The 22,087-nt window shown below is 59.8% G+C and carries 20 protein-coding genes; 9 read left to right on the top strand and 11 right to left on the bottom strand.

Annotation, left to right across the window (positions count from 1 at the left end; translation table 11 throughout):
* The first annotated feature begins 302 nt into the window (after window positions 1-302).
* Window positions 303-602, top strand: coding sequence for a DUF4148 domain-containing protein (locus tag KHO23_RS07980; protein ID WP_211610474.1), 300 nt, complete (start codon window positions 303-305; stop codon window positions 600-602).
* A gap of 467 nt (window positions 603-1,069) precedes the next feature.
* On the opposite strand, the gene KHO23_RS07975 is transcribed toward KHO23_RS07980, so the two are convergent.
* The 4 genes from KHO23_RS07975 to KHO23_RS07960 form a co-directional block, all read right to left on the bottom strand.
* Window positions 1,070-1,831: a cobalamin B12-binding domain-containing protein gene (locus KHO23_RS07975; protein ID WP_236066744.1), complete on the bottom strand. Its 762-nt coding sequence runs from the start codon at window positions 1,829-1,831 to the stop codon at window positions 1,070-1,072.
* 180 nt (window positions 1,832-2,011) lie between these two features.
* Window positions 2,012-4,513: a TonB-dependent siderophore receptor gene (locus tag KHO23_RS07970; protein WP_211610473.1), complete on the bottom strand. Its 2,502-nt coding sequence runs from the start codon at window positions 4,511-4,513 to the stop codon at window positions 2,012-2,014.
* A gap of 124 nt (window positions 4,514-4,637) precedes the next feature.
* Complete coding sequence (locus KHO23_RS07965) at window positions 4,638-5,651, bottom strand: FecR domain-containing protein (protein WP_211610472.1); 1,014 nt, start codon at window positions 5,649-5,651, stop codon at window positions 4,638-4,640.
* Between the two features lie 19 nt (window positions 5,652-5,670).
* Complete coding sequence (locus tag KHO23_RS07960) at window positions 5,671-6,183, bottom strand: sigma-70 family RNA polymerase sigma factor (RefSeq protein WP_211610471.1); 513 nt, start codon at window positions 6,181-6,183, stop codon at window positions 5,671-5,673.
* A gap of 546 nt (window positions 6,184-6,729) precedes the next feature.
* On the opposite strand from KHO23_RS07960, the gene KHO23_RS07955 reads away from it, so the two are divergent.
* Entirely contained in the window at window positions 6,730-7,671 is a 942-nt protein-coding gene (locus KHO23_RS07955) for an alpha/beta fold hydrolase (RefSeq protein WP_211610470.1), read from the top strand.
* Between the two features lie 8 nt (window positions 7,672-7,679).
* Here KHO23_RS07955 and KHO23_RS07950 read toward each other — a convergent pair whose 3' ends face one another.
* From KHO23_RS07950 to KHO23_RS07940, 3 genes are read right to left on the bottom strand one after another with little or no spacing between them, the layout of a single operon-like run.
* Window positions 7,680-8,582: a metal-dependent hydrolase gene (locus tag KHO23_RS07950; protein ID WP_211610469.1), complete on the bottom strand. Its 903-nt coding sequence runs from the start codon at window positions 8,580-8,582 to the stop codon at window positions 7,680-7,682.
* Window positions 8,583-8,610: 28 nt separating this feature from the next.
* Window positions 8,611-10,410: an SDR family oxidoreductase gene (locus KHO23_RS07945; RefSeq protein WP_211610468.1), complete on the bottom strand. Its 1,800-nt coding sequence runs from the start codon at window positions 10,408-10,410 to the stop codon at window positions 8,611-8,613.
* An 11-nt stretch (window positions 10,411-10,421) separates the two neighbouring features.
* Complete coding sequence (locus KHO23_RS07940; RefSeq protein ID WP_211610467.1) at window positions 10,422-11,294, bottom strand: M24 family metallopeptidase; 873 nt, start codon at window positions 11,292-11,294, stop codon at window positions 10,422-10,424.
* 330 nt (window positions 11,295-11,624) lie between these two features.
* Here KHO23_RS07940 and KHO23_RS07935 point away from each other — a divergent pair, with 330 nt between their 5' ends.
* Window positions 11,625-12,266: a TetR/AcrR family transcriptional regulator gene (locus KHO23_RS07935; protein ID WP_211610466.1), complete on the top strand. Its 642-nt coding sequence runs from the start codon at window positions 11,625-11,627 to the stop codon at window positions 12,264-12,266.
* A complete protein-coding gene (locus KHO23_RS07930) occupies window positions 12,263-13,510 on the top strand; it encodes a glycosyltransferase (RefSeq protein ID WP_211610465.1) in 1,248 nt (415 codons plus the stop codon). The genes KHO23_RS07935 and KHO23_RS07930 overlap by 4 nt, the downstream gene beginning before the upstream one ends.
* A 194-nt stretch (window positions 13,511-13,704) precedes the next feature.
* On the opposite strand, the gene KHO23_RS07925 is transcribed toward KHO23_RS07930, so the two are convergent.
* The gene (locus KHO23_RS07925; protein WP_211610464.1) at window positions 13,705-14,538 is read right to left on the bottom strand and encodes an oxidoreductase; all 834 of its coding nucleotides are present in this window, start codon (window positions 14,536-14,538) and stop codon (window positions 13,705-13,707) included.
* Window positions 14,539-14,704: 166 nt separating this feature from the next.
* Here KHO23_RS07925 and KHO23_RS07920 point away from each other — a divergent pair, with 166 nt between their 5' ends.
* Window positions 14,705-15,616 (top strand): AraC family transcriptional regulator, encoded by a 912-nt coding sequence (locus tag KHO23_RS07920; RefSeq protein WP_211610786.1) that lies wholly within the window; start codon window positions 14,705-14,707, stop codon window positions 15,614-15,616.
* A 407-nt stretch (window positions 15,617-16,023) separates the two neighbouring features.
* Complete coding sequence (locus KHO23_RS07915; protein ID WP_211610463.1) at window positions 16,024-16,512, top strand: SRPBCC family protein; 489 nt, start codon at window positions 16,024-16,026, stop codon at window positions 16,510-16,512.
* A gap of 189 nt (window positions 16,513-16,701) precedes the next feature.
* Here KHO23_RS07915 and KHO23_RS07910 read toward each other — a convergent pair whose 3' ends face one another.
* Window positions 16,702-17,274: an AAA family ATPase gene (locus tag KHO23_RS07910; protein WP_211610462.1), complete on the bottom strand. Its 573-nt coding sequence runs from the start codon at window positions 17,272-17,274 to the stop codon at window positions 16,702-16,704.
* A 602-nt stretch (window positions 17,275-17,876) separates the two neighbouring features.
* On the opposite strand from KHO23_RS07910, the gene KHO23_RS07905 reads away from it, so the two are divergent.
* Window positions 17,877-18,539 (top strand): dihydrofolate reductase family protein, encoded by a 663-nt coding sequence (locus KHO23_RS07905; protein WP_211610785.1) that lies wholly within the window; start codon window positions 17,877-17,879, stop codon window positions 18,537-18,539.
* A 341-nt stretch (window positions 18,540-18,880) separates the two neighbouring features.
* Here the strand turns inward: KHO23_RS07905 and KHO23_RS07900 are convergent, their stop codons facing one another.
* Window positions 18,881-19,138, bottom strand: coding sequence for a hypothetical protein (locus tag KHO23_RS07900; RefSeq protein WP_211610461.1), 258 nt, complete (start codon window positions 19,136-19,138; stop codon window positions 18,881-18,883).
* A gap of 285 nt (window positions 19,139-19,423) precedes the next feature.
* Here KHO23_RS07900 and KHO23_RS07895 point away from each other — a divergent pair, with 285 nt between their 5' ends.
* Window positions 19,424-20,590, top strand: a complete 1,167-nt coding sequence (locus KHO23_RS07895; protein ID WP_211610460.1) for a DUF4382 domain-containing protein — start codon at window positions 19,424-19,426, stop codon at window positions 20,588-20,590.
* A 51-nt stretch (window positions 20,591-20,641) separates the two neighbouring features.
* Window positions 20,642-20,809: a hypothetical protein gene (locus tag KHO23_RS07890; protein WP_211610459.1), complete on the top strand. Its 168-nt coding sequence runs from the start codon at window positions 20,642-20,644 to the stop codon at window positions 20,807-20,809.
* Between the two features lie 51 nt (window positions 20,810-20,860).
* On the opposite strand, the gene KHO23_RS34970 is transcribed toward KHO23_RS07890, so the two are convergent.
* Entirely contained in the window at window positions 20,861-21,265 is a 405-nt protein-coding gene (locus KHO23_RS34970) for a hypothetical protein (RefSeq protein WP_236066743.1), read from the bottom strand.
* Between the last annotated feature and the right edge of the window lie 822 nt (window positions 21,266-22,087).

The following is a 22,087-nucleotide window of genomic DNA, read 5'->3' as shown; positions in this document are numbered from 1 at the left end:
GAAAAGAGGCGGGTGGAGGCGCGGGGCTTGTTTCTGCGCCTGGCGGCGCGAGGCGCGGGCTTCTTTGTGAGTCAGGAGTGTGGGGGGTGGGCGCTTACCAGGCGTGGTCCGGTAGATTACGGTTCTGTTATCTGGTGGTTCTGGCTTTTTTGGTTTTTGGTTTTTGGTTTGGGTTTTGATTTGATCCCGGTGCGTAGATAACAAAACGGTAATCCACACGTCAGTGCTCCGACAGCTGAAATGACAAGAATGAGAAGCGTGGTTCAAGCCACTCATTTCTTACTCATCATCGGAGAGACATCATGAAACGCTTTATCGCTTTGGCTGTTGCCGTTGCTTCGCTCGGTTTGTCGTTTGGGTCGACCGCTTTTGCTCAGTCCAATTCGTCAGGGTTGACGAGGGCTGAAGTCGTGGCCCAGTTGCAGCAGGCCCAGGCTGAGGGGCTCGTGCCGGCGCCTAAGGATGACTATCCGCCTAGTGAGGCTACTATTGCCCGGAATCGGGAGATTTATGCTATTCAGCATCCGGGGGAAGCAGCGGCTTTGAAGACGGCTGGAGCGGGTGGGGTGGGTGGGGTGGGTGGCGCGGGGGCTTCTAATTGAGGTTGGGGTTGGGGTTGTTCGCCCGTGGCGTTGGCCTTTCCTTGTTTTGCTATTGGACTATTAGCGTCGCCCCTGTGCGGGGCAGCACCTACTTTTCTTTGCCTGCCGCAAAGAAAAGTAGGCAAAAGAAAGCGGCTCAACCCGCTAGCTCATAAGCGGGTCCCCTGGCTTGGAGGAGGTAGTGGCGCATCTGGAATCGGTGTTCTCGCACATTCGGCCTTGGTGACAAGGCCGTCATTCTTCCGGCGACGCTGCGCGCGCCGTAGCGGTGCTTCAGAAAACCGCCCATCGCGTTTTCTCGCTCGGGTGCTAGCCGGCAGGTGGTTTGCGTTGTATTGCTCCCGTCTCTTTGGGTGTCGCCGAGTCCATTCAACGGCGCCCAAGATCGCGCTCGTTGGCGGAACCTATCTTTCCGTTTATGGCGTCTTCTCTTCGCTCGTCCTGTCACGTCAGCCAGGCTGCATCCCTCAAATTAACCCCGCCGCCCAATCCACCGCCGCATCGAACAAGCTGTTGCCGGCGGGCGAGAGGTTGCCGAACGTGTCGTTGTTCAGAAAGAACATCACGCGCCGAGCCGGCGCCAAGGACTCGTAGTCCATCGTCGCACCTTTCTCATACGCAAAGATCGCCGCCTTCTCCGGTTGGCCATACAGCGTCGCAATCGTCGTCGCACCAAGCCCCGGTTTGCCCCAGCTCATTGCCGCCTGTTTACCGTAGACGTTCGTTACGCCTGCGGGTAAGCCAGCTGCAATCGGGTGCGGGGCGTTGACCAGCCACAAGTAGCGTTCCTTCTCCGCTTCGCCAAAATCGACGTCGTGACGCTTGCCCGTCATCGCAAAGTCGTCAAGCAAATCGTTTTCCCAAGTCAACAACGGCTTGGTCAAATAACGCCAGCCGCCCACCACCTGTTTCGATGAAACCGTCGATGAAATCACCACAAGATCCGCATCGCCAACAGCCTCAGGAGGTTGCGCCTGATCCACCATCCGTACGCTATAGCCACGCGCGTCAAGGTGTGCCGCGATCTTCTGATCGATAGCCAGGTCCGGCCCCTTCAGTTGTACAACCATCACGACTTTTTTGCCCGCGCGCAGCCCACTCGACGCAGCACGCGCAGCCGGTGTCGTGACTGTCAGCAAGGCGCCGAGGCCCGCAGCAGCAGTGAGAAATGTCCGGCGTTTGTTTGCGGGCAACAAGCCCTTGTCTGCGTAACGGTTCCAAAGCTTCATAACGGCTCCAATCTCATGTTGATCATTTGAACGCGTGTTTTCGTACGCGCAGCGACAGCGCAGGCGCCCAGAACTCGAGCGTCGACAGCAAGGAGACCTGACGTGCGTCGCCAACCGATACGAAGTACTCGTGTGTCGTGCGCGCAGTGTCGGTGTCAGTGTCGCCGCGGCCCTGGCCGCCTAGAACTCGAGTGTCGACAGCAAGGAGACCTGACGCGCGTCGCCCACCGAGACGAAGTACTTGTTCACGCTCGACGGGTAGTAAGTCTTGTTGAACAGATTCTTCACGTTGAGCTGGAACGACAAGTGGCGATTGCCGAGTTTCGTCTCATACGTAGCAAAGGCGTCGGCGACGGTGTAGGCCGGCAGCGTGAAGCTATTGGCCGAATCGCCCGGTCGCACACCAACGTAATGCGCACCGGCGCCAACGCGCAACTGGTCACCGCCAAAGATCGTGCCGAAGTCGTACACGGCGGCAAGCGATGCCGTGTTCTGCGGCGCGTTCCACAGGCGCTTGCCAGCGTAAAGCGGATCCTCAGTGGTCTTCGCGTCAATGTACGCATAACTCGCGATCACGCTCCAGTGCTGGCCGATCTGGCCGGACACGTCGAGTTCGACGCCGCGCGAACGCGCCTTGCCTGCCGTGCGCCAGTCGGTCTGCCTGGTGACGTCGTTGTACTGCTGAACCAGCACGTTCTTCTTGTCGATATTGAAAATCGCCAGCGTGCCGCTTACGCCGTTGGGCATCGCCACCTTGGCGCCAAGTTCCCACGAGGTGGCCTGTTCAGGCTGCACCGACGAATCGATCACCACACCGGAGGCGAGGGGCGCAATCGTCGAGGTCGGTTTGAGCGACTGCGTATAGCTGCCGTACAGCGATACGGTGTCAGTCCATTTGTAAACGACTCCCGCGCGCGGCAGCCATCTGGTGCCGTTGATGTCCGTGTTGACGACGAATGGACGGCCCTTTCCCGCGATCTGGTTGTAGCTCAGCAAACGCGCGCCGCCGATCAGAATCCACTTGTCGGTGAGATGCAAACTGTCCTGGAAGAAGAGCGAGCGGTCGTGCAGCGTGTCGGTCTGATCGCTGTCGCTCGCCGATACCGTGGTCGACGGGCTCTCCCGGCCGTAGATCGGGTTGAAATAGTTGAACGGATATTTCGTGGCCTGGCGCAGCAGGTCCTTGCGATAGATACCGCGGTATTCGTCGTCCACGCCGATCTGCAGGTCGTTGCGCAACCCGGCAATGTCGAAATGGCCGTCCACATAAGCGATCGCGTAGCTGTCCGTGCTGAGCGCGCCATGCGTCGCGTCGTTGCTGCGCGACACGGCGCCGGTCGTGCTGTTGATACCCTGCACGCGCAACTGGCCCGCGTCATAGGTCTCGCGGTTGTAGCTGTAGCCGAAGTGAGCCTTCCAGTTGGCGTTGATCTGATGATCGACGCTGACCTGCGCGAGGCTGGATTCGCCGTCCATCTGGTTGAACGGTTCGTCGAGGCGTTCGCGGCTCGAGATAGCGAGCGGTTTGTTGGTCTTCGGGTCGAGCGCCGTGCCGCGGTCGAACGGATAGTTAAACTTACGATATTCGTACGACACCACCACCTGCGTATCGCGTCCGTACCACGCGAGCGACGGCGCAACGAGCGTCTCGCGATGCTCGCCGAAATTGCGCCAGTATTGCTCCTCGGTCTGGTCGACCACGAGCCGGTAGGCGAGGCCGGAGTCGCCGATCGGCCCAGTCGTATCGAACGTCGCGCCGGCCCCATTACGGCCATGTCCGTAGGTCGAGCCGAGCACTGAGATCGCGTGATAGGGTTTGAGCATGGGCTGTTTGCTGACTACGTTGACCACACCGCCCGGGTCCATGATCCCGTATAGCAGTGAAGTCGGACCCTTGAGCACTTCGACGCTGTCGGCCGCCGCGTTCAACGCGCGCCCCTGCACGAGTGGCATGCCGTTGTGCATGATCGAACCGTCGCGATTGCCGCCGAAGCCGCGCTTGAGCAAGGTGTCCTGCGTGCCCGCCAGCGTATTGCCTTGCACGATGCCGCTCACGTTCGCGAGCGCATCGTCCAGGTTGCGCGGACGCTGGTCGCGTAGCACCTGCGCCGGCACGATGCTGACCGCCTGGGCCGTGTCGAGCACAGGTGTGTCCGAACGCATCACCACTGCATCGGCAGGTGGCCGGTAGCTACCGGCTTTCACGGTCGTCGAATTGACCGTCACGGCGGGGAGGGTGGTGTCGTGCGCGCTTCTGTTGTCCATTGCCGAATCGGCGTGCGGCACGAGCGTATAGCTGCCATTGGACTGCTGCACCGCGCCGAGTCCCGTGCCACCCAGGATTCGATCGAAGCCTTGCTGTACGTCGTAATCGCCGTGCAGACCTTCACTTTTGCGTCCGTCCGTCAGTGCAGCCGGAAACGACAGCAGCAGCCCGCTCTCGCGCCCAAATCGATTGAGTGCCGCTTCGAGCGGGCCGGCCGGAATGTCGTAGCTCTTGCGCGCCGGTGCCTCGGCGGCGGACGGTGCATCGGCTGCGAGCGCCACGTTGAACGGCAGTCCCGCCGAGATCAGCGCAGCCGTTGCAAGATGCCGAGCGAAGTGTGCCGGCTGTCGCGCGCGCAATGCGCCACGGCTGCGGTAGCCGTCATTGCCGGCGCCGGTCTTTCGATACTGTCCCATGTTCAAAGCTCGCAGGAAGATAGACGATGTGTTGCTCTCATCTCCCTTGTCACGCGAGATTCGAAAACAGCTCACAACAGACGAAAAAATTTTTAGCGCCGTAAGGCGTGCCGGTTTCAGGATTTCAGGCGCGAGACGCGCGCACGGTGCCCCAGTAGCGCGTGATGAAGACGACTTCGACCGGCAAGGTTCGGGTCACGGTGTCGAGCACGCGATCCGTGTCGGCGAGCGGGAAGGTACCCGAGAGCCGCAAGCCGGCCACTGAGGGATCGCAACTCAGATGCCCCGCGCGATAGCGGTCGAGTTCGGTCACGAAATCGCCGAGCCGCATGCCGCTTGCGACGATCAGGCCATCCGTCCATGCCGCGTCGTTCTCGCTGATCGACTCGAGTGCGCTGACGTCGTCGCGCGTAAAGCGGGCGCGCTGGCCGGCACGGACGACCGGCGTGAGGCCGGGCGCAGCGAACGGACTGATCCGCACGGCGCCTTCGAACACATCGAGGCGGCAGAGTGCGCTCTGCTGCCTGACGGCGAAGCGCGTGCCCAAGGGTTGCAACCTGCCTTGCGCGGTCTCCACGACGAACGGCCGCTGCTCGCCAACGCTGTGGCCGGTCGCGATCATGATTTCGCCTTTGATCAGGCGCACGCGCCGCTCGGTGCTGCTGAAGCCGATATCGATGGCGCTGTCGGTATTGAGCGTGACGCGGGTGCCGTCGGCGAGGGTGATGATGCGGCGCTCGCCGAGTGCGGTGTGCACATCGGCGCTCCATGCACGCCACGGCACGTGTTCACCGGCGATCCATGTCGCGCCGCCGGCGAAGAGCAGGGTCGTGAGAACTTTGACACTCGCGCGGCGTCTCGCCGAGCCGGTGCGGGTCAGCGCAGTGCGGGCGGCTGCGGCGCCGCCTGTGTCCGCATTGCCTGCGGTTTTCGCGGAGGCTTGGGCGAGGTCTCTAAAGCGGCTGCTTACGCTCCCGATGTGCTGCCATGCGCGCTCGTGATCGGGATGCTCGGCGCACCAGCGCGCCAGCGCGAGTTGCTGCGCACCCGTGTTTTCGCCGGATTGCAGTTCCATCCACCACTGCACGGCGCGCAGGGCGATGTGTTGAGGAATATCCGGTCTCGCGCTTGCGTTCATCCGTCGATCCGTCGATCCGTCAGGCCGCGCTCAGCGCGAAGAAACACTGCGCCCCGGCGCGCACCAGATGGCGCTTCACCGTCGAGATGGAAAGCTTCAGTTGTGCGGCAATCTCGGCATGGCTCAAGCCGTCGAGTTGGGCCAGCAGAAAGGCTTGTTTGACGGCGACCGGCAGCCGCTCCAGCAGACTATCGATTTCGCACAGCGCTTCCAGCAGCAGCGCGCGTTCTTCAGGCGAGGGCGCGAAGCGCTCGGGCACGAGCGCCAAGGCTTCCAGGTAAGCGCGCTCGATCTGCTCGCGACGCCAGTAGTTGGCCATCACGCGTTGCGCGACTGTCGTCAGGAACGCACGCGGCTCTTCCAGACCAAGCGGTTCATCACGGGCAAGCAGACGCACGAATGTGTCGTGCGCGAGGTCGGCCGCGCGATGCGCGCAGCCGAGCTTCTTGCGCAGCCATGCATGGAGCCAGCCGTGATGATTGCTGTAGAGCACCTGCATTTCGTGATGCAGGGCCGATTCGTTTGCCGCCATGGCCGACTGGGCGCGTCGGATCGGTGGATGCGACGCTTTTGTAAATGAGAATGATTCGCATCATAACATGTCAAAATGTAAGGTGGAAATGTTCGATCGCTCTGTAGCGGACCGTGAAACGCGGGTGCGAATGAGCCGGATTTTCCATTTCGCCGGTAGCGGCTGCGTTGATTCAGATGGGCGGCAGAACCGCCGAACGAGGTCAGGCCGAGTGGTAGAAAAATGAAGAAGATCGTTCACGGTGAACTGTGCGCAGCCAGGTCGCGGGGCGTGTCGGAATCGGTATTGCGCTTGGCGATGTTTCAACTGTTGTGCCGGAATCGCCCCATGAGGCCGGCGTCACGAACGATCTCGAGCAAACACCTGCAACTTTATCGAACGTATTCATCGGGAAAGTCGTACGGCAAATGCGCACGGGCAGTCCACCCTGTCACTACGCTATCTGAAGCTTGATGCAGCACGCACAGGATCGCCAGTCTGTCGTCGAATCCCACGCGGTACGTCGAAGCATCGCGCAAGCGCAACCGTCCAACAGTGGAGAAGTGCATGAACATTATCCGTAAGGTCTCTCGACAACTCGGCGCGGCGCTCGTGATTGCTGGAGCGTTGCAAGCCGCGGCACACGCCACACCAGGTCCGCGCATCGAGTCCCATTCGATCAATGCGAATGGTATCGAACTGCACTACCTGGAAGCCGGGCATGGCGCCGACACACCCGTCGTGCTGCTGCACGGCTATGCAGAATCCAGCCACATGTGGCTGCCGCTGATCCAGAAACTCGACGACCGGCGCGTCGTCATTGCGCCTGATCTCCCCGGTGCTGGCGCTTCAGCCATGCCGGAAACCGGGTACGACAAGAAGGCGATGGCGCAGGATATTCACGCGATGGTGCACGCGCTTGGTTATCGCAAAGTGAAGATCGTCGGGCACGATATCGGGCTAATGGTGGCTTACGCCTACGCCGCTCAGTATCCGGACGAAGTGGAAAGCATCACGTTGATGGATGCATTCCTCCCTGGCGTGGGTGACTGGCAGAAAGTATGGTTGTTGCGCGACAAATGGCACTACAACTTTTACGGCGAGACGCCCCTGAAACTGGTGGCAGGGCGCGAGCGGATCTACTTCGAACACTTCTGGAACGACTTTGCTGCCGACCCGAAACACTCGATGCCGGAGGCCGACCGTGAGCTGTACGCCGCGACCTACGCCCAGCCCGGACGCATGCGCGCGGGCTTCGAATACTTCCGGGCGTTCCCGCAAGACGCGCAAGACTTTGCGGAGTTCGCGAAAACCCCGCTGACCATGCCGATGCTGGTGCTGACCGGGGAAAAAGCCTCGGGCACCTTCCTGATCAATCAGGCTCGTCTGATCGATACGAACGTGCAGGGGATCGTCATTCAAGGCTCGGGACACTGGCTGATGGAAGAAGCGCCCGCGCAGACCATTCAGGCAATCGTTCCGTTCATCAATACGCCGTCAAGCCGATAGACCCCGCATCAACTCGCATTACGAACCCAGTTGCCTCCATGCGCGGCGGCCTGCGCCGCGGGCGAGGTGGCAAGATAGGCCAGCGCCTGTTCGGTGGAGCCTTCGTGATGCGGCGTATAGCGCGGATTGAAATAGCGTAGCGCTGCCGCGATCATTTTCCAGAACGACGGCAGGCAACGGCGCCGCGCTCCGGCGCGCCAGCCGAGGATAAAGCCTCGGTATTTGCCGGCATCGGGATCGCGCTCGTGCATGAAACGCGCGCCGCGCGTCAGAAAGTACAGGAGAAGCAGTACAGTCGAAAGCATGTGGAAGCAGCGTTCGAAGTAGGTGCCGCCCATATGCCGGAAGATGTCGAAGGCAACGGTGCGATGCTCGACCTCTTCGGCGCCGTGCCACCGCAGCAGGTCGAGCATGGTTGGGTCGGCGCGAGCCGCGTCGAGCCCGTCGGCATTGAGCACCCAATTGCCGAGGTACCCAAAAAAGTGCTCCAGCGCGGCGATGACGCCAAGCTGCTGACGCAGCCAGAAGCGCGTTTTGCCGATCTTCAGCCCAAGCGGTTGTTCGCCAAGCAGCTTGCCGAACAGCCAGTCGAGTTGTTTCGTGAAGGGCTGCGTATCAATACCGTGGGCCTTGTAGTAGTGCGTGAGCACACCGCCGTGCGAGCGCGAATGCACCGCTTCCTGCCTGAGAAACCCCTCTGCGTCGTCCCTCAACGCCGGGTCGGTGATAAGCGGCATTGCCTTGTTGTAGACGCGGCAGAACCATAGTTCGCCGGCGGGAAACAGCAGGTTCAGCACATTGATGATGTGCGTGCTCGACGGGTCGCCGGGAATCCATTGAATCGGCGTTTGGCTCCAGTCGAACTTCACATGGCGTGCCTTGATCTTGTGTTGGCTTTGCTCTTGGGTCATAACGGTCTCCGGCGTCCGGTTGGTGAGCTCAGCGCGGCGCCATGCTGATGCGCGCGATCACGCGGGAAAGCCAGGGCATAGAGCGCGAAATAAATCGCATTGAATGCGCCTCGATGCCGATGGCGACGACAGGCTTGTTGCGCAATACCGCGCGGAGCGCGGCTTTCGCCACCGTCTGGGGTTGCAGGCCGCGTAACTGGTAAAGCCTCGTGGCCTTCTGGCGCATGCGCTCCTGGTCCTTAGCGCTAGCGCCGACGTATTGAGTGGCGGCCATGATCCCGGTTTCGGCAAAGCCCGGACAGATTGCGCTGACGCCGATCCCTTGACCCGCGAGTTCGCCGCGCATGCATTCGCTGAGCATCAGCACGGCAGCCTTCGTAGTCGCGTAGGCGGGCAGATCGCGCGAGGGCGCGAAGGCAGCGGCTGACGCGGTGTTGACGATATGGCCGCCATTGCCGCGCTTCACCATCTGTCGGGCGAACAGGCGTGAGCCGTGAATCACGCCCCACAGGTTGACGTGAAGAATGCGCTCCCAGTCCTGGGCGGAAGTATCGAGTACGCCGCCTGCCATGCCAATGCCGGCGTTGTTGACCACGAGGTCGGCGCCACCGAGTTCTGTGCCGATCCAATCGGCTAATGCTTCCATCTGTTCGGCGCTGCCGACGTCGACCTTGCGCGCGTAGGCGCGATGGCCTAATAACCTGACCAGCGTAGCGGTACGTTCGGCGGCGGCGAGGTCGATATCAACCGCGACGACAGCCGCGCCTTGCTTCGCGAATTCCAGTGCGATGCAGCGTCCAATGCCGCTGCCGGCGCCCGTCACGACCGCCAGCCTGCCACTGAGCGGTTTGCGTGCCGAGTCCATACGGGCGCGTTGCAAAGTCTCCGGTTCGTCACCGCCTTCGGTGTGCTCGACGAGTTCACGCACCATCCGGGCCATCTGTTCGGGGTGGGTGACCGGCACCCAGTGCCGCGCGGCCAGTTCACGGCGCCAGTACTTGGGCACCCATCGAGAAAGATCTTCGGACAGCGCCGGGCTGACGTATTTGTCCAGCGTCGGCACGATGACCTGGACGGGCGCGTGCGCGTAGCGCTTGCGCGGCGTGAACAGGCAGCGGATGAAATTGGCGCGGTACAGCGATACCCCGCGCACACCGTCCTGCGTTTGCGTCGGGCGAGGCGCAATCCCGGTCTTTTCCACGCGACGCAACACCCGCGGCCACGCGCGGCCGAGCCATAACCGCCAGGTCAATCCGGGCAGCACCGGCAGGTGAAATAGCAGCACATACCAGGAGCGCACCAACTGGCCCAATACCTTGCCGATCGACCGCGGCGTAGGACGCCGCAACCTCGCTCGCAGCCAGTAAGCGACATGGTCGAGGCAGGGGCCCGAGCACGATGTGTATGAGGCAATGCGCCCACGCAAGCGCTCTTCGGTGACGAATTCCCATCCCTGGATCGAGCCCCAGTCGTGCGCGACCAGATGGACTGGGCGGCGGGGGCTAACAGCATCGATGACCGCCACAAAGTCGTCGGTGAGTTTTCCTAAGCGATATGCCTTCATACGGGTTGGGGCCGTGGATTGCCCAGCGCCGCGAACATCGTAGGCAACCACATGGAAATCGTGTGCCAGCAAGCCGGCGAGCGCGTCCCACACTTCGCTGTTGTCGGGATAGCCATGCACCAGCATCACGGTGGGCCGGGCAGGGTCGCCCCATGCCTTGGCGGCAAGCGTCACGTCGCCCGAGCGCACCGTGAAATGGGTGCACTGTATGGCGGGCGGCAACGCGTATAGCGTGGGCGGGACGGGTTCGGTCAGGAGCTGCATGGGCGCCTCCGTCATGCCGCGGCCAACACGCGTCCGCGCTGCGCCCAGCGGCGCACATGCGGCAGATCGTCGTCGAGCCAGTAGGCGTCGTCATCGGTGATGACCAGCAACTCTTCGAACTTGGCGCCCACACCCTGAAAGCCGAGATGCGGCTCGACGGCCCACAGGCCGGGCGTCGGTGCGTGTTCGGAACGGCGATCGATCGACCACAACGGCGACCAGCCTTCCTTCTTGCCCGCACTAGTCTGGTCGAGGATCAGATTGCGCGTGGCGTTCAGGCCGAAACGCGCCACGAAGCGCGGCTTGGCGGGGTTGTGCAACTTCGCGACACGATGTGCAAGTACCTTGAACGGATAGGCCTTATGGCGCGGCTCTACGCCCTGTTTCCTGCACAACTGGTCGACCGAGCGCGCCACATCGGCAAGCGTGCGCCGTTGCCTGACCATGCTGACGATCAGTTCGCGGTGTTCGGCGAGGTCGTCTTTCAGCTGCTCGAGAATGGGATTCGTGCCAATGCAGGTGGCGTAGCCGACATCGGCTATCACGCCATTCAGTACGGGCGCCACGTCGAGAATGACCGGCATGTTTTCTTCCAGGCGGCGTGAGCTCGGGAAGAAAGCCAGGTTAAAGCCGGCCATGTGCGACAGCCCGGAAAAGCCCTCAAAAGCGGTGCGATCGCCAAACCAGGCGAAGGGTTTGTGCAACCAGTCACGCACCCCGTGATCCTGCAACCATTCGGTCAGCAGCCGGGCAGCGTCTTTTTCCGTCATGCCCGGCCGGAGCATCTCGCCGACGCTCTCGACGCACCGATAGGCCAATTGCTGGACTTCGCGGAACTGCGCCAGTTCGTCTACGTTGACGTGTGGAATGGCCGTCTCACCCATACCTGCCTCCGAGTAGGTTGTCCGACGGGCGTGCGGCGGCCCATCACGATGACATTTTTTATTGTTACATTAAGTGATGTAACGATTGGATCCTACACCCTGAGGATGGCCAGTCCACTGGTTTTTTCCCTGGGGTAGGTTGGGATGCGTGCGCGTTTATCACGTTCCAGGAGAACGTGCGCAATAACGCTCAATGGGAGATTGCGGTTGCCGGGCTGCCGACGCCGGGCCGATGCGGCGACCGCTTCCCGCTTGACAGACGCGGGTACACTGCCCTATATTTAATTGAACGATGTTCAAATATAATCGTAGTTCAATCTGACGAGTAGCATGACTGATTCGGACACACCCGATCGTCGCGCGAAGAAGCGTGCGAGGACACTGGATCTCCTGGCGGAGACCGCCATCCGTCTATTTAAATCGCACGGCTACGAAGTAGTGACGATGGAGCAGATCGCAGTCGAAGCCGACGTGGCCAAGGGAACGCTCTACAACCACTTCCCGACCAAAGAGGCCGTGCTGGCGCACTGGATTCACGCCCAACTTGCAATCGATAGGGTGCATCTGCAACCTCTTATCGAGCGGCAACCGGACTTCGAGGCGGCTATCTCCGTCATGCTCGATGCGTCCGCCGCCTGGTGCGAAGCGCACCGCGCCTGGATCGCACCCTATCTTCGATTTCGCCTGCTGAGTTTCGAGGCGACAGAGCGCGAGGACGGCGCTCCGCCCAGCGACCACGTTGACGGTTTTGTCATGCTGATCAGCCGAGGGCAGCACACGGGCGAGTTGCGCGACGATCTCGCTGCCTCCCATCTCGCGACTTTGTTGCATCATCTTTATTTCGGCGCACTGATGCGCTGGCTTATCACGCCTGGACTCGTGCTCCGGGAGGAATTCGCGGCGATCGTCAAACTGTTCGTTGAGGGTGCCGCCCGCCCGCGCACGCCCACCGTCAAGCGCCGAAAATCATGAAATTCGTCGCTGCAACCTACGGCACGGAAGGCGATACACGCCCGCTGGCCGCACTGTGCCGCGCGCTGATGGATGCCGGCCACGAAGCGCTTTTGCTGGCCGACAGCGCGACGCTTGGCGCGGCCAGCGCGTTAAATGTGCCGTCGGTTGCGCTGGCGGGAGACATCAAGGGGACGCTGCAGCCGACGCTTGCCATTTCCGGCGTCGTAGCAGGGGAACAAGGTTTTTCAGGCACGGCGAATGCGCTAGCGCGCATTGCCAATACGAATGCCGAGGCATGGCTGCGAGAAATCGTAGCGGCCGGCAAAGGTTGTGATGCCATTATCGTCTCGGGGCTTGCCGCTTTCGCTGGTTTATCGGCCGCCGAACATCTCGGCGTCAAAGCCATTGGTGCGGGGTTCATTCCGATTACGCCAACCGCGGCGTTCGCTTCTCCCTTTCTTCCTCCAAGGTACATACCGGCCATTTTTAACCGCGCAAGCCATCACTTTGTCAACGGCATGTTATGGCGAGCCTTTCGAAAGAAGATCAATGCTGCGCGGACAGCCGTGTGCGGGCTGCCGCCCCGGCATGAGCTGTGGACCGATCATCCGATGCTCTTCGGCGTATCGCCCAGCTTGCTGACTGATTCTGGATGCCAACCAGCCGACTGGCCCGTGAATGCACACGCCTACGGGCAATGGGTGCCTCCTTCGTCGATCAACTGGTGCGCACCGAAGGCACTGGCAGATTTCCTTGAAGCTGGCGAAGCGCCCATGTATATCGGCTTCGGAAGCATGATGGGTTTCGACAGGTCGAAGTTGCTGAGCGACGTCATTGAAGCGGTGGCCGGGCGCCGGGCCCTGTTCTATCCCGGCTGGAGTGGAGTGGATAGGTCGGCGTTGCCGGTCAATTTCCACGTGATCGACGAAACGCCTCACGACTGGCTATTTCCACGGACATCGCTCGTGGTTCATCACGGTGGCTCCGGCACCACGCATTCTGCGGCCCGATCGGGGGTGCCATCCGTTGTGGTGCCGTTTGCGGGTGACCAGTTTTTTTGGGCCGATCGCCTCCGGCGTGCCGGAGTCGCCGCCGATCCCGTGGACGGTAGGCGGCTTCGAGCTTCATCGCTTGTGCAGGGCATTGAATTCGCCGAAAGGGCGGAGGTACGCGCGCGTGCACAGACGCTTGGCATCCGGATAAGGGCCGAGCATGGACTGGCAAATACCGTGTCTACGATTGAGAAGCTGATGTCCGTTTGAAGGCCGCTTTCCAGACCATTCCATCTATAAAGCGCTGACATGGCCGTTGGCGACAGGCAAAAAAACGGCCCGCCAAGGAGAAGCCCGCTTCGAACTTCCTCAGATTCATCGGGCGCTGTTTGTTGCCTGCTTATGGCCTGTTTATTGCCAACGAGCCGCTTCACATCGTTTCCAAATGCGGGCGCTATGCGCACTCATCCGTCCGTCGATCGGCTAACACCTTCCCACGCATCAAATTCTGCACTGAGTGACGAGAGCTTTTCCCGGACCAACCCGAGCGCATCACTTCCGAGCAGAAGATGCGATGGCGGTTCGTCGTTTTCGATCACGGACAACATGGCACGTGCAGCTTTCACAGGGTCCCCGAGTTGCCTGCCGCTTTTCTCTTCCCGTCCTTTTCTAATTGGGTCGAATAGCGCGTCGTAGTCCGGGATCGAGCGCGGCGTTCGAACCATCGAACCACCGGCCCACTCAGTGCGAAAAGACCCTGGGGCCACTGCGGTCACGTGGATACCGAACGGTTTGACTTCTTTGCCAAGGACCTCGGAAATTCCCTCCAATGCGAATTTGCTGCCGCAGTAGTAGGCGATTCCCGGCATGGTCATAAAGCCGCCCATCGATGTGATGTTGAGAATATGTCCGCGCCGTCGCTCGCGCATATACGGCAACACACTCTTCATGACGGCAACAGCACCGAACACGTTCACGTCGAATTGCCGACGCATTTCAGCAAGCGGCGACTCTTCCATGACGCCCTCGTGACCGTAACCGGCGTTGTTCACCAGCACGTCCAGGGGTCCCACGCTTGCCTCAATTCCGTTGACGACATCTTCGATTGAATCGAAGTCAGTTACGTCAAGTATTCGACCGAATGCGTTTGCGGAGTCAAGCGATTCAAAGCTCTGTTTTGCCTGCTCGCTTCGTACCGTGCCGACGACTCGATACCCCGCGGCGAGCGCTTCTTCGGCCAATGCGCGTCCGAAGCCGCTACTGACACCCGTGATGAGCATGGTTTTGGTTGATGGCATTGCGAACGCTCCTGGGTTGGTTTGGAGAGTTGCATGTTATTCTGAATATTCCACGTAAATCAGACTCAATTCTCTATATTTATTGCCTATTTCTATGAGCAAAGCAGCCCGCAAGGGGAGCATTGAGCAACGTGTTTCTTCTGCAAGCGCACGTGAACAGCGCCGGATGGTGGCCCTGCTGGCCGCGCTGGCTCCTCAGGAAGGCTACAACCTGACTGCGTTGCGCGATGTGCGTATCCTGCGTTCGGACCGGGCGTTGTCTCGCACACCGGTGCTATACGATCCCGGCATCGTGATCGTTTGCCAGGGTAGAAAGCGGGGATTTTTTGGCGACCGGGTCTATGTGTATGACGCGCAGCACTATCTCGCTGTTGCAGTGCCGGTCCCCTTCACGATGGAGACCGACGCGACACCCGAGTGTCCGCTACTGGCCCTATACCTGCATCTGGACTTTCAGGTGGCGGCCGAACTCATGATTCAGATAAATCATCATGGTTTGCCATCGGCTGGCGACGTGCCAGAGACCATGATGTCGAGTCCAATGGATGCGAAGATGCGAGCGTCCGTACTGCGCTTTCTTGAGGCAATGAACCAGCCACTTGACGCGGCTATCCTTGGTCCTGGTCTGGTACGTGAATTGTATTTTCGTGTTCTTACCGGCGGACAAGGCAACGCAATGCGTGCGGCTTTAGCGATGCAGGGGCAATTTGGCAAGATTGGGAGAGCGCTGGAGCGTATCCATGCGACCTATGCAGAGCCGCTCGACCTCCCCGGCCTGGCAAGCCAGGCCGGGATGAGCGTTCCTACGTTCCACAGCCACTTCAAGGCCATCACGAGTACTTCGCCGATGCAGTACGTGAAATCCACCCGATTGCATCAGGCTCGCTTGCTAATGGTGCGCCAAAGCATGACTGCCGAGGCGGCGTGTCATGCAGTCGGCTATGCCAGCTCCTCTCAATTCAGTCGGGAATTCAAGCGACTTTTTGGGCGAACGCCTGCCGCAGAGACGAAGCGCCTTCGCGAGAGCTTCGCGCTGCCACCGGCGTTTCCAGAGTCAAAGTTCGTCTCGTCGCATTGAGGGGCAGGTGACTGCGGCTCACTGACACGATTCTCAATGGCGGTTTCGTTTCACCCGTTGGTCGCACCTGAAGCGTACTGCGATCGAACGCTTAACCTGGATGGGTGTCGGACTGCTCGATGGCCGAAGAGTCCGTTGTACTTCGCAAGCGGTCAGCGGGATACAGGTGTATCGATCGGTCGAATCGGGTCGACATGCGGCGGTCGCATCAGGCGGCAGTCGGTCGGGTTTGACGCCCTCGGCCGTCGGCCCTCGTAGACTGCCCGGATGCCTCTAGCTGTCCTACGTTTTGTTGCAGAGGGCTCGACAAGATCGAGGGGTGGAAACGCGGTGCTGTTTCGCCGGTGATGGCAAGTGCAGTGAGCATCTGACAAAATCTCTGGAAGAATATTAAGAATGGAGGGCGCTTGCGGACGGTCAAATACCGCTTTTCCACCATTTGGCGCATTGATGCGCCGGTGCAGGACGTTTGGGCGGCAATCCACGATTCGGCGCGCTGGCCCGAGTGGTGGAATAACGTCGAGCGCGTGGACCAGCTAGAGCCGGGTTCCAATCAGGGCGTGGGCGCTGTACAACGCTATACGTGGAAGGGCTGGTTACCCTATCGCCTCGTGTTCGATATGCGGGTGACACGCGTTGACCCGTTGGTCGCGCTGGAGGGAGAAGCGAGTGGTGACGTAGAAGGCACCGGCCAGTGGAGCTTTTCGACCGACGGACGCAACCTTACCGTGGTCCGCTATGACTGGTGCGTGCATACGAACCGCGCATGGATGAATGCATTGGCGCCGTTGTTGCGACCGGTCTTTCAGTGGAACCACGATGCGGTGATGCGCGAAGGCGGCGCCGCGCTAGCGCGGCGGCTGGATGCGCGGCTGCTTGACATCAAGCATGGATGAAGCAATCGCGGCAATGGATTGAGCGCTCTGCAACGTTTCCCCTTTACCTCGAAGGTATCTCTTGGCATCAAGGCAGATGGTGCGCTTGAGATTGTGAAGCAGACTGACGTTTGAACCCAGGGGCCGCCGGATGGCGATCAACCGTCAGTCGGTCGCTGTCCGGCCAGCAGCAGCCATCGGGATTTGTTTCTATCTGGACAATCCAGTGTCTTGCGCGCTCCGGCAACGGACATTCCCTGTCTCGTCGTACACCGTGATGTTGAATCCTTCGCTTGGCACGGGCGGGACGAAATAGCGAGTGATCAGTTCATACTGAGCGTCGGACGTCTGGAACGGATGCTCGCCTGACGCGTTTCTCGCCCTTAGCCTGGATTTGCAAGTCTCATCGCTCACATCCAGATAGTGAAGCTGATGTTCGCAGCCGGCGGCTTGAAACAAGGAGTGCCCCCATGCACGAGTGTTTGTCGTGTTAAATGGGAAGTCCAGTACCACTGATATCCCTGCCGAGAGGAGCGATTGAATGTGCTCGGTGATGAGCGTCTTGAGGCGTCCCGCGTAGCGCACATAGTCGGCCAGTGTATGAATTTCACCCGGATAAAGACGCGCGATCCATACGTCTTCGCTGATCAGGACCATCCGCTGAGAATTCACCAGACGAGCCGTTAGCGTGGACTTGCCCGAGGCAATTTTGCCACAGACCATATGGAGAGTGGCTGTGTTAAAAGATCCAACACTGTCAGGAAACCTGCTCTCACTCGTCATTTCCAGGCGCTCCAATTTGGGCCCAGAAAGCAAAAACCCGCCTTCTGGGCGGGTTGTGATTGCGTATTGTCAACTCAATAGCTATCCCGCCGAGACTGTCGCGGCGTTAATAATCGAGTTGATGTGGGATCGGTTCATGTGCCAAAGCATAATGCAGCGCACGGAATGAGACAAGTCAGTGTCGCTTTGAACAATCCAGTCACCGGGGAATGACAACACCTCGTTGGACGGCAGCTAAAGCTCGAAGAGGCCCATGCGGTGCCAGAAGTCCGAAGGGCGGCTTCACGTCCTGAGCCGGTCGTCGTTGGGCTCCGTGCGGCCATTTTGCGACATTCCCGCATCGGACCTATTCGATGCCGTATCGCAACTTTTGATTGGCAGGCGGCATATTTCATTGCAATACTACTGCCGGATTACGCGTTGTTGAGTGCGGGGTTTCACGGGCGTTCTTTTAGCTGAATTTTTACAATGAACGCTGAAGACCAAGCTGGTAAGGCATTTTTTAGGATTCTTATGGCCAATGTATACCGCAGTGACTGATATAAGTCGCAAGTCTTGCGGTTGACATTACGTTAGGCGTCGATCGAAAGGAGGGCATGAAAATGACACGCGTCCGAGTTAATGGCTTTACCATCTCGCTTGACGGATACGGAGCTGGTCCGAATCAGGACATGAGTAATCCGCTCGGCGTGGGCGGGACAGATTTGCACCAGTGGTTAGTCCCGACACGCACGTTCCAACGGACCCTGTTTGGCGCCGATGGTGGCACAACGGGGATCGATGACGACTTCGCTGCGCGGGGCTTCAAGAATGTTGGCGCCTGGATTCTCGGAAGAAACATGTTCGCGCCGATTCGCGGTTCGTGGCCCGACATGAACTGGAAAGGCTGGTGGGGGGACAACCCACCCTATCACGTTCCAACTTTCATCTTGACTCATCACGCGCGCCCGCCGATCCAGATGGAAGGCGGAACGACATTCTACTTCGTCACGGGCGGTATTCACGAGGCGCTTGACCGGGCGCGCGAGGCAGCCAACGGAATGGATGTGCGCATTGGCGGCGGCGCTAACACTATCCAGCAATATCTTCGTGCGGGCCTCATCGATGAGCTGCACGTCGCTATCTCGCCGGTCCTGCTGGGTGGGGGAGAGCGACTGTTCGAGGGGATTGACGTACGCGCTCTGGGATACGAATGCGTTCAGTTCGTTGCGTCGGAGAAAGCCACCCATGTTGTACTCCGGCGCCAAGGGCACAATGACGTCTAACAAGCGGTTGCAGCGGACGGCGCTGCCGCGTCGCCGCTGAACCGGAACGTTGTGGGTTTTCTTTGATTGAGGCGCCAATGTTCTTGCTGGATTCCGAGGTCGTATTACCGCGAAAACGGACATTACAATTTGGCCTCCGCAATCCATGTGAAGGCCATTCTGAAGTGTCGTAGCGGCAACAAAATGAACAGGACGGGAATCGCGATCAACAGAAATCCCCCGCCGAGATCGACACCGTCTGCCGCAGGATGCTGTGGCTGGACGAGGCTGTGATACACGAACGAGTTAAACAGTGAGCCTCAGGCAGTGGAGTAAATCTCCGCACTTCTCCATTCAGATGATCAGCCCCGTTGGCCCATGCGGTCAGTGACCAGGGTCCCGGTATTATTCGCGGCCCGGGCTTCGAGTTCATCCAGTTGCAGCAGCAGGCTGTCCAGCGAGCGCAATTGCGCATTGGTCAGGTGCTGTGCATCGAGCAGGTGATGAAGCCGCTCGCGCCAGTAGGTGGCGGGCAGAATCGGTCCCGCGAGATCCCCGATCATTGATGCGCCCATCACACGCGCAAGATGTGCGATTTCGAGGTCGAATAACGTGACCATGGCTTCCCTCGCAGCGTTCGTTTTTGTTATGTAACGAAGAGCTACTACAACCCTAGACCAAATCCCGCGGATTGACAATTGCGTCGGCTATCAGTCGCCTCGTTAAGGCCGGTAACTCGCCGCTCCAGAAATCCACACCGCATCACATGCAAGCTGGCGGCCAGAGTTTCTCCCGGCATGACAGAACATGTTAAAGACTTAGGTTACTGATCGTTGCAATTTACTCGATCTACTTACAGGGCGTTTCCGTATTCTTCAGCACACAACAATGAAGGAGGATTCGCCATGAAAACGATACTTAAAACGCTGACGGGCGTGCTGGCGTTGCCGCTCGCGCTTGCGGCATGTGGAGGCGGAGGCGGAGGTGGCAGCAGCACTGCCACCGGCACGCTCCATGTCCAGATGACAGACTCCCCGTCATGCGGTTTCGATCACGTATATGTGACGGTCAGCAAGGTTCGTGTCAACACGAACGCGCAGGCTGCTGACACTGACAGCGGCTGGACCGACGTGGCATTGTCGAGCCCGCAGAAGATCGACCTGCTGTCGCTGACCAACGGCGTGCTGGCCGACCTGGGACAAACCGCGTTGCCCGCCGGCCAGTATCAGCAGGTTCGTCTGGTGCTCGCGCAGAATCAGGGCAATACGCTGGCAAATTCGATTGTTCCGACTGGAGGCAGCGAACAGCCGCTCGACACGCCAAGCGCCACACAAAGCGGCTACAAGATCATCCGGCCGTTCACGGTTCAACCCGACACGCTGGTCGATCTCGTACTCGACTTCAACGCGTGCAAATCGATCGTCCAGAAAGGTAACGGCTCGTACAGTCTGAAGCCGGTCGTGACCGCGACGCCGACAGTCGTGAGCGGCACGATCTCCGGCTACGTCGCGCCGGCCGAAGCCGGAGCTGCCGTTTATGCGGAGCAGAACGGCCAGGTCATCAAGGGCACCGTTGCCGACAGTAACGGACAGTTCGTGCTGACGCCGCTCGAGCAGAGTTCAACCAACGGCAACTACGATGTCGTCATCGTGCAGAATAACGTTGCAACGGGTATCGTGCGCTCGGTGCCAGTCGTTGTGAATACATCGACAGTCGTGGCCACGTCGTCGGCACCGATCGCGCTGCCGGCTTCCGTGATGCACGTCGCAAGCGGAACAGTTCTGCCTGTCAGTGCGCAAGCCATCGTTCGGGCACTGCAATCGATCAGTGGCCTTAACTACGAAATCACCAGCGCGAACGCCAATCTGGATACCGGTAACTACGCGCTGAATCTGCCCGCGGCTGCGCCATTGACCGGCACCTACACGGGAAGCCTGCCGGTCGCGCTGTCGCCGGTCGCAAGTGCCGCCGGCCAGTACACCGCAGAAGCCGATAACGTGAGCGGGGCGACCCAGTCGTCCGCAGTCAATGTATCGACATCCGATCAGGCCAACGTCAACTTCAGTTTCTAACTGATGACCACACGACGAGGGAAGGGCGCAAGCCCTTTCTCGGGGATCCTCATGAAAAAAATCTTCTGTCTTTTGATGGCCGGTGCCGCCTTGTTGGGCGGATGTGCGCTGTATGTGCCCGATTCGCCAGGCGTGGTTGTCGTGCCGCAAGGCGGGCCCCAGGGTGGTCCGGGCAACGGCTTCTGTCCGCCGGGACAGGCGAAAAAGGGGAATTGCTGACGAGAAGAAAATGGACCACAGGGGGCGCCTGCGAGCGCCCTCTGTGTTCTATCAAGTCGAATGGCTGATTGCGAAGTGCTGGCTGTGGTGGAGCTTCGCGCTCACCCGCGCATGCGAGTGTGAACGCGCGTGATCTGTTTGAGCCGCATGAAGATTCTGACGGCTCGTTTGCGCGTCGGAACGGTCTGCCTGCGTGTCCGATCGATCCGCCGCGCGGGCAAGGCCAGCATCGCGGTCGGCTGAACTAAAGCCATTGGTATTGCTGACGCCCTTGCTGCTCATGTGGCCGGCCGACATGCCGCCCGCGTTGCCGCCCAGACCACCGTGTCCGGCACCTCCGCTGCCTCCCGCTCCGCCGCTTCCGCCGTTTCCGCCTCCATTGCCACCCGCTGCCGCAAGGGCTGACACGGACGCAAGTGCCACGAGGCTGGCAGCAATCCATTGCGCTGTTTTCATTTTCGCTATCCCGAAGTCCACCTGAATGCTTCGATTGTACGAACGGCGCGCGCCGGTAACCCCGAACACTTGTAATCAACTGTAAGTTGCGTGGTTCCGTAGATGCGGATCAACTCGACTTTCGCGGCTTATCTGGCGAACTACATTACGAAGTACTTTCTCGGCGTGCGATTGAGAAAAAGCGCTATTGGACCAGTCGCTGGGTCGTTGTCCCAGAGCGCACGTTGATTGACCACATTCTGTCCGACGATCCGACGGAAGCACAGAAAATCGCTTTTGCAGCGGCGAAGTGGGGCGGGGCGACGCTCGGCCGGTGTCAGACGTTCTGGAGACAGGAATTGGGTGCTTGTGGCTGTCCACCCGGGAACTGTAAATGCAGGTCCGGGGACCATGGATACATTCAGCATCAAGAATTAAACAAGCAGGCAGGTAATCAAGGCTTTTGTTTAGCTAAACAAACTAAAAATTAGTGAAACTACTCGTTGTCAGTAGATCCTCATTAAGAGACCCTTGGTCGGCGCGTTGCTGGCGCTATGGTTGGGGCGCTTTTCGTGGTGGCGACCTAGATTTGGCGCCCCGGACGCGGACTGGAAAATTCCCTTCCGTAGTCCAAACATCGACAGCGCGGAAGAGGTGAAAGCGGCGGCCTACTGGTTGGATATGACACGAAGTTTCCATCACAATAAGTAGTACGTAATAAATAAATGACGATAATTCTGAAGGAGATACAGTATGCCAACGATTGCACTTGAATCTGTCATAGGAAGCCCAGTGCGAGCAATCAAGTACGTGGGCGCCGGAGCGATTCTCGTCTTGCTTGCT

This window comes from Paraburkholderia haematera, assembly GCF_905220975.1.
Lineage (GTDB): Bacteria > Pseudomonadota > Gammaproteobacteria > Burkholderiales > Burkholderiaceae > Paraburkholderia > Paraburkholderia haematera.
The sequence above is the reverse complement of the archived record's forward strand: the minus strand, read 5'-3'. Positions and strand labels throughout refer to the sequence as shown.

Excerpts from the sequence above, each read along its gene's own strand:
- KHO23_RS07980 (WP_211610474.1), top strand. The coding sequence starts at position 303 with ATGAAACGCTTTATCGCTTTGGCTGTTGCCGTTGCTTCGCTCGGTTTG.
- KHO23_RS07975 (WP_236066744.1), bottom strand. The coding sequence starts at position 1,831 with ATGAAGCTTTGGAACCGTTACGCAGACAAGGGCTTGTTGCCCGCAAAC.
- KHO23_RS07970 (WP_211610473.1), bottom strand. The coding sequence starts at position 4,513 with ATGGGACAGTATCGAAAGACCGGCGCCGGCAATGACGGCTACCGCAGC.
- KHO23_RS07965 (WP_211610472.1), bottom strand. The coding sequence starts at position 5,651 with ATGAACGCAAGCGCGAGACCGGATATTCCTCAACACATCGCCCTGCGC.
- KHO23_RS07960 (WP_211610471.1), bottom strand. The coding sequence starts at position 6,183 with ATGGCGGCAAACGAATCGGCCCTGCATCACGAAATGCAGGTGCTCTAC.
- KHO23_RS07955 (WP_211610470.1), top strand. The coding sequence starts at position 6,730 with ATGAACATTATCCGTAAGGTCTCTCGACAACTCGGCGCGGCGCTCGTG.
- KHO23_RS07950 (WP_211610469.1), bottom strand. The coding sequence starts at position 8,582 with ATGACCCAAGAGCAAAGCCAACACAAGATCAAGGCACGCCATGTGAAG.
- KHO23_RS07945 (WP_211610468.1), bottom strand. The coding sequence starts at position 10,410 with ATGCAGCTCCTGACCGAACCCGTCCCGCCCACGCTATACGCGTTGCCG.
- KHO23_RS07940 (WP_211610467.1), bottom strand. The coding sequence starts at position 11,294 with ATGGGTGAGACGGCCATTCCACACGTCAACGTAGACGAACTGGCGCAG.
- KHO23_RS07935 (WP_211610466.1), top strand. The coding sequence starts at position 11,625 with ATGACTGATTCGGACACACCCGATCGTCGCGCGAAGAAGCGTGCGAGG.
- KHO23_RS07930 (WP_211610465.1), top strand. The coding sequence starts at position 12,263 with ATGAAATTCGTCGCTGCAACCTACGGCACGGAAGGCGATACACGCCCG.
- KHO23_RS07925 (WP_211610464.1), bottom strand. The coding sequence starts at position 14,538 with ATGCCATCAACCAAAACCATGCTCATCACGGGTGTCAGTAGCGGCTTC.
- KHO23_RS07920 (WP_211610786.1), top strand. The coding sequence starts at position 14,705 with ATGGTGGCCCTGCTGGCCGCGCTGGCTCCTCAGGAAGGCTACAACCTG.
- KHO23_RS07910 (WP_211610462.1), bottom strand. The coding sequence starts at position 17,274 with ATGACGAGTGAGAGCAGGTTTCCTGACAGTGTTGGATCTTTTAACACA.
- KHO23_RS07905 (WP_211610785.1), top strand. The coding sequence starts at position 17,877 with ATGACACGCGTCCGAGTTAATGGCTTTACCATCTCGCTTGACGGATAC.
- KHO23_RS07900 (WP_211610461.1), bottom strand. The coding sequence starts at position 19,138 with ATGGTCACGTTATTCGACCTCGAAATCGCACATCTTGCGCGTGTGATG.
- KHO23_RS07895 (WP_211610460.1), top strand. The coding sequence starts at position 19,424 with ATGAAAACGATACTTAAAACGCTGACGGGCGTGCTGGCGTTGCCGCTC.
- KHO23_RS07890 (WP_211610459.1), top strand. The coding sequence starts at position 20,642 with ATGAAAAAAATCTTCTGTCTTTTGATGGCCGGTGCCGCCTTGTTGGGC.
- KHO23_RS34970 (WP_236066743.1), bottom strand. The coding sequence starts at position 21,265 with ATGAAAACAGCGCAATGGATTGCTGCCAGCCTCGTGGCACTTGCGTCC.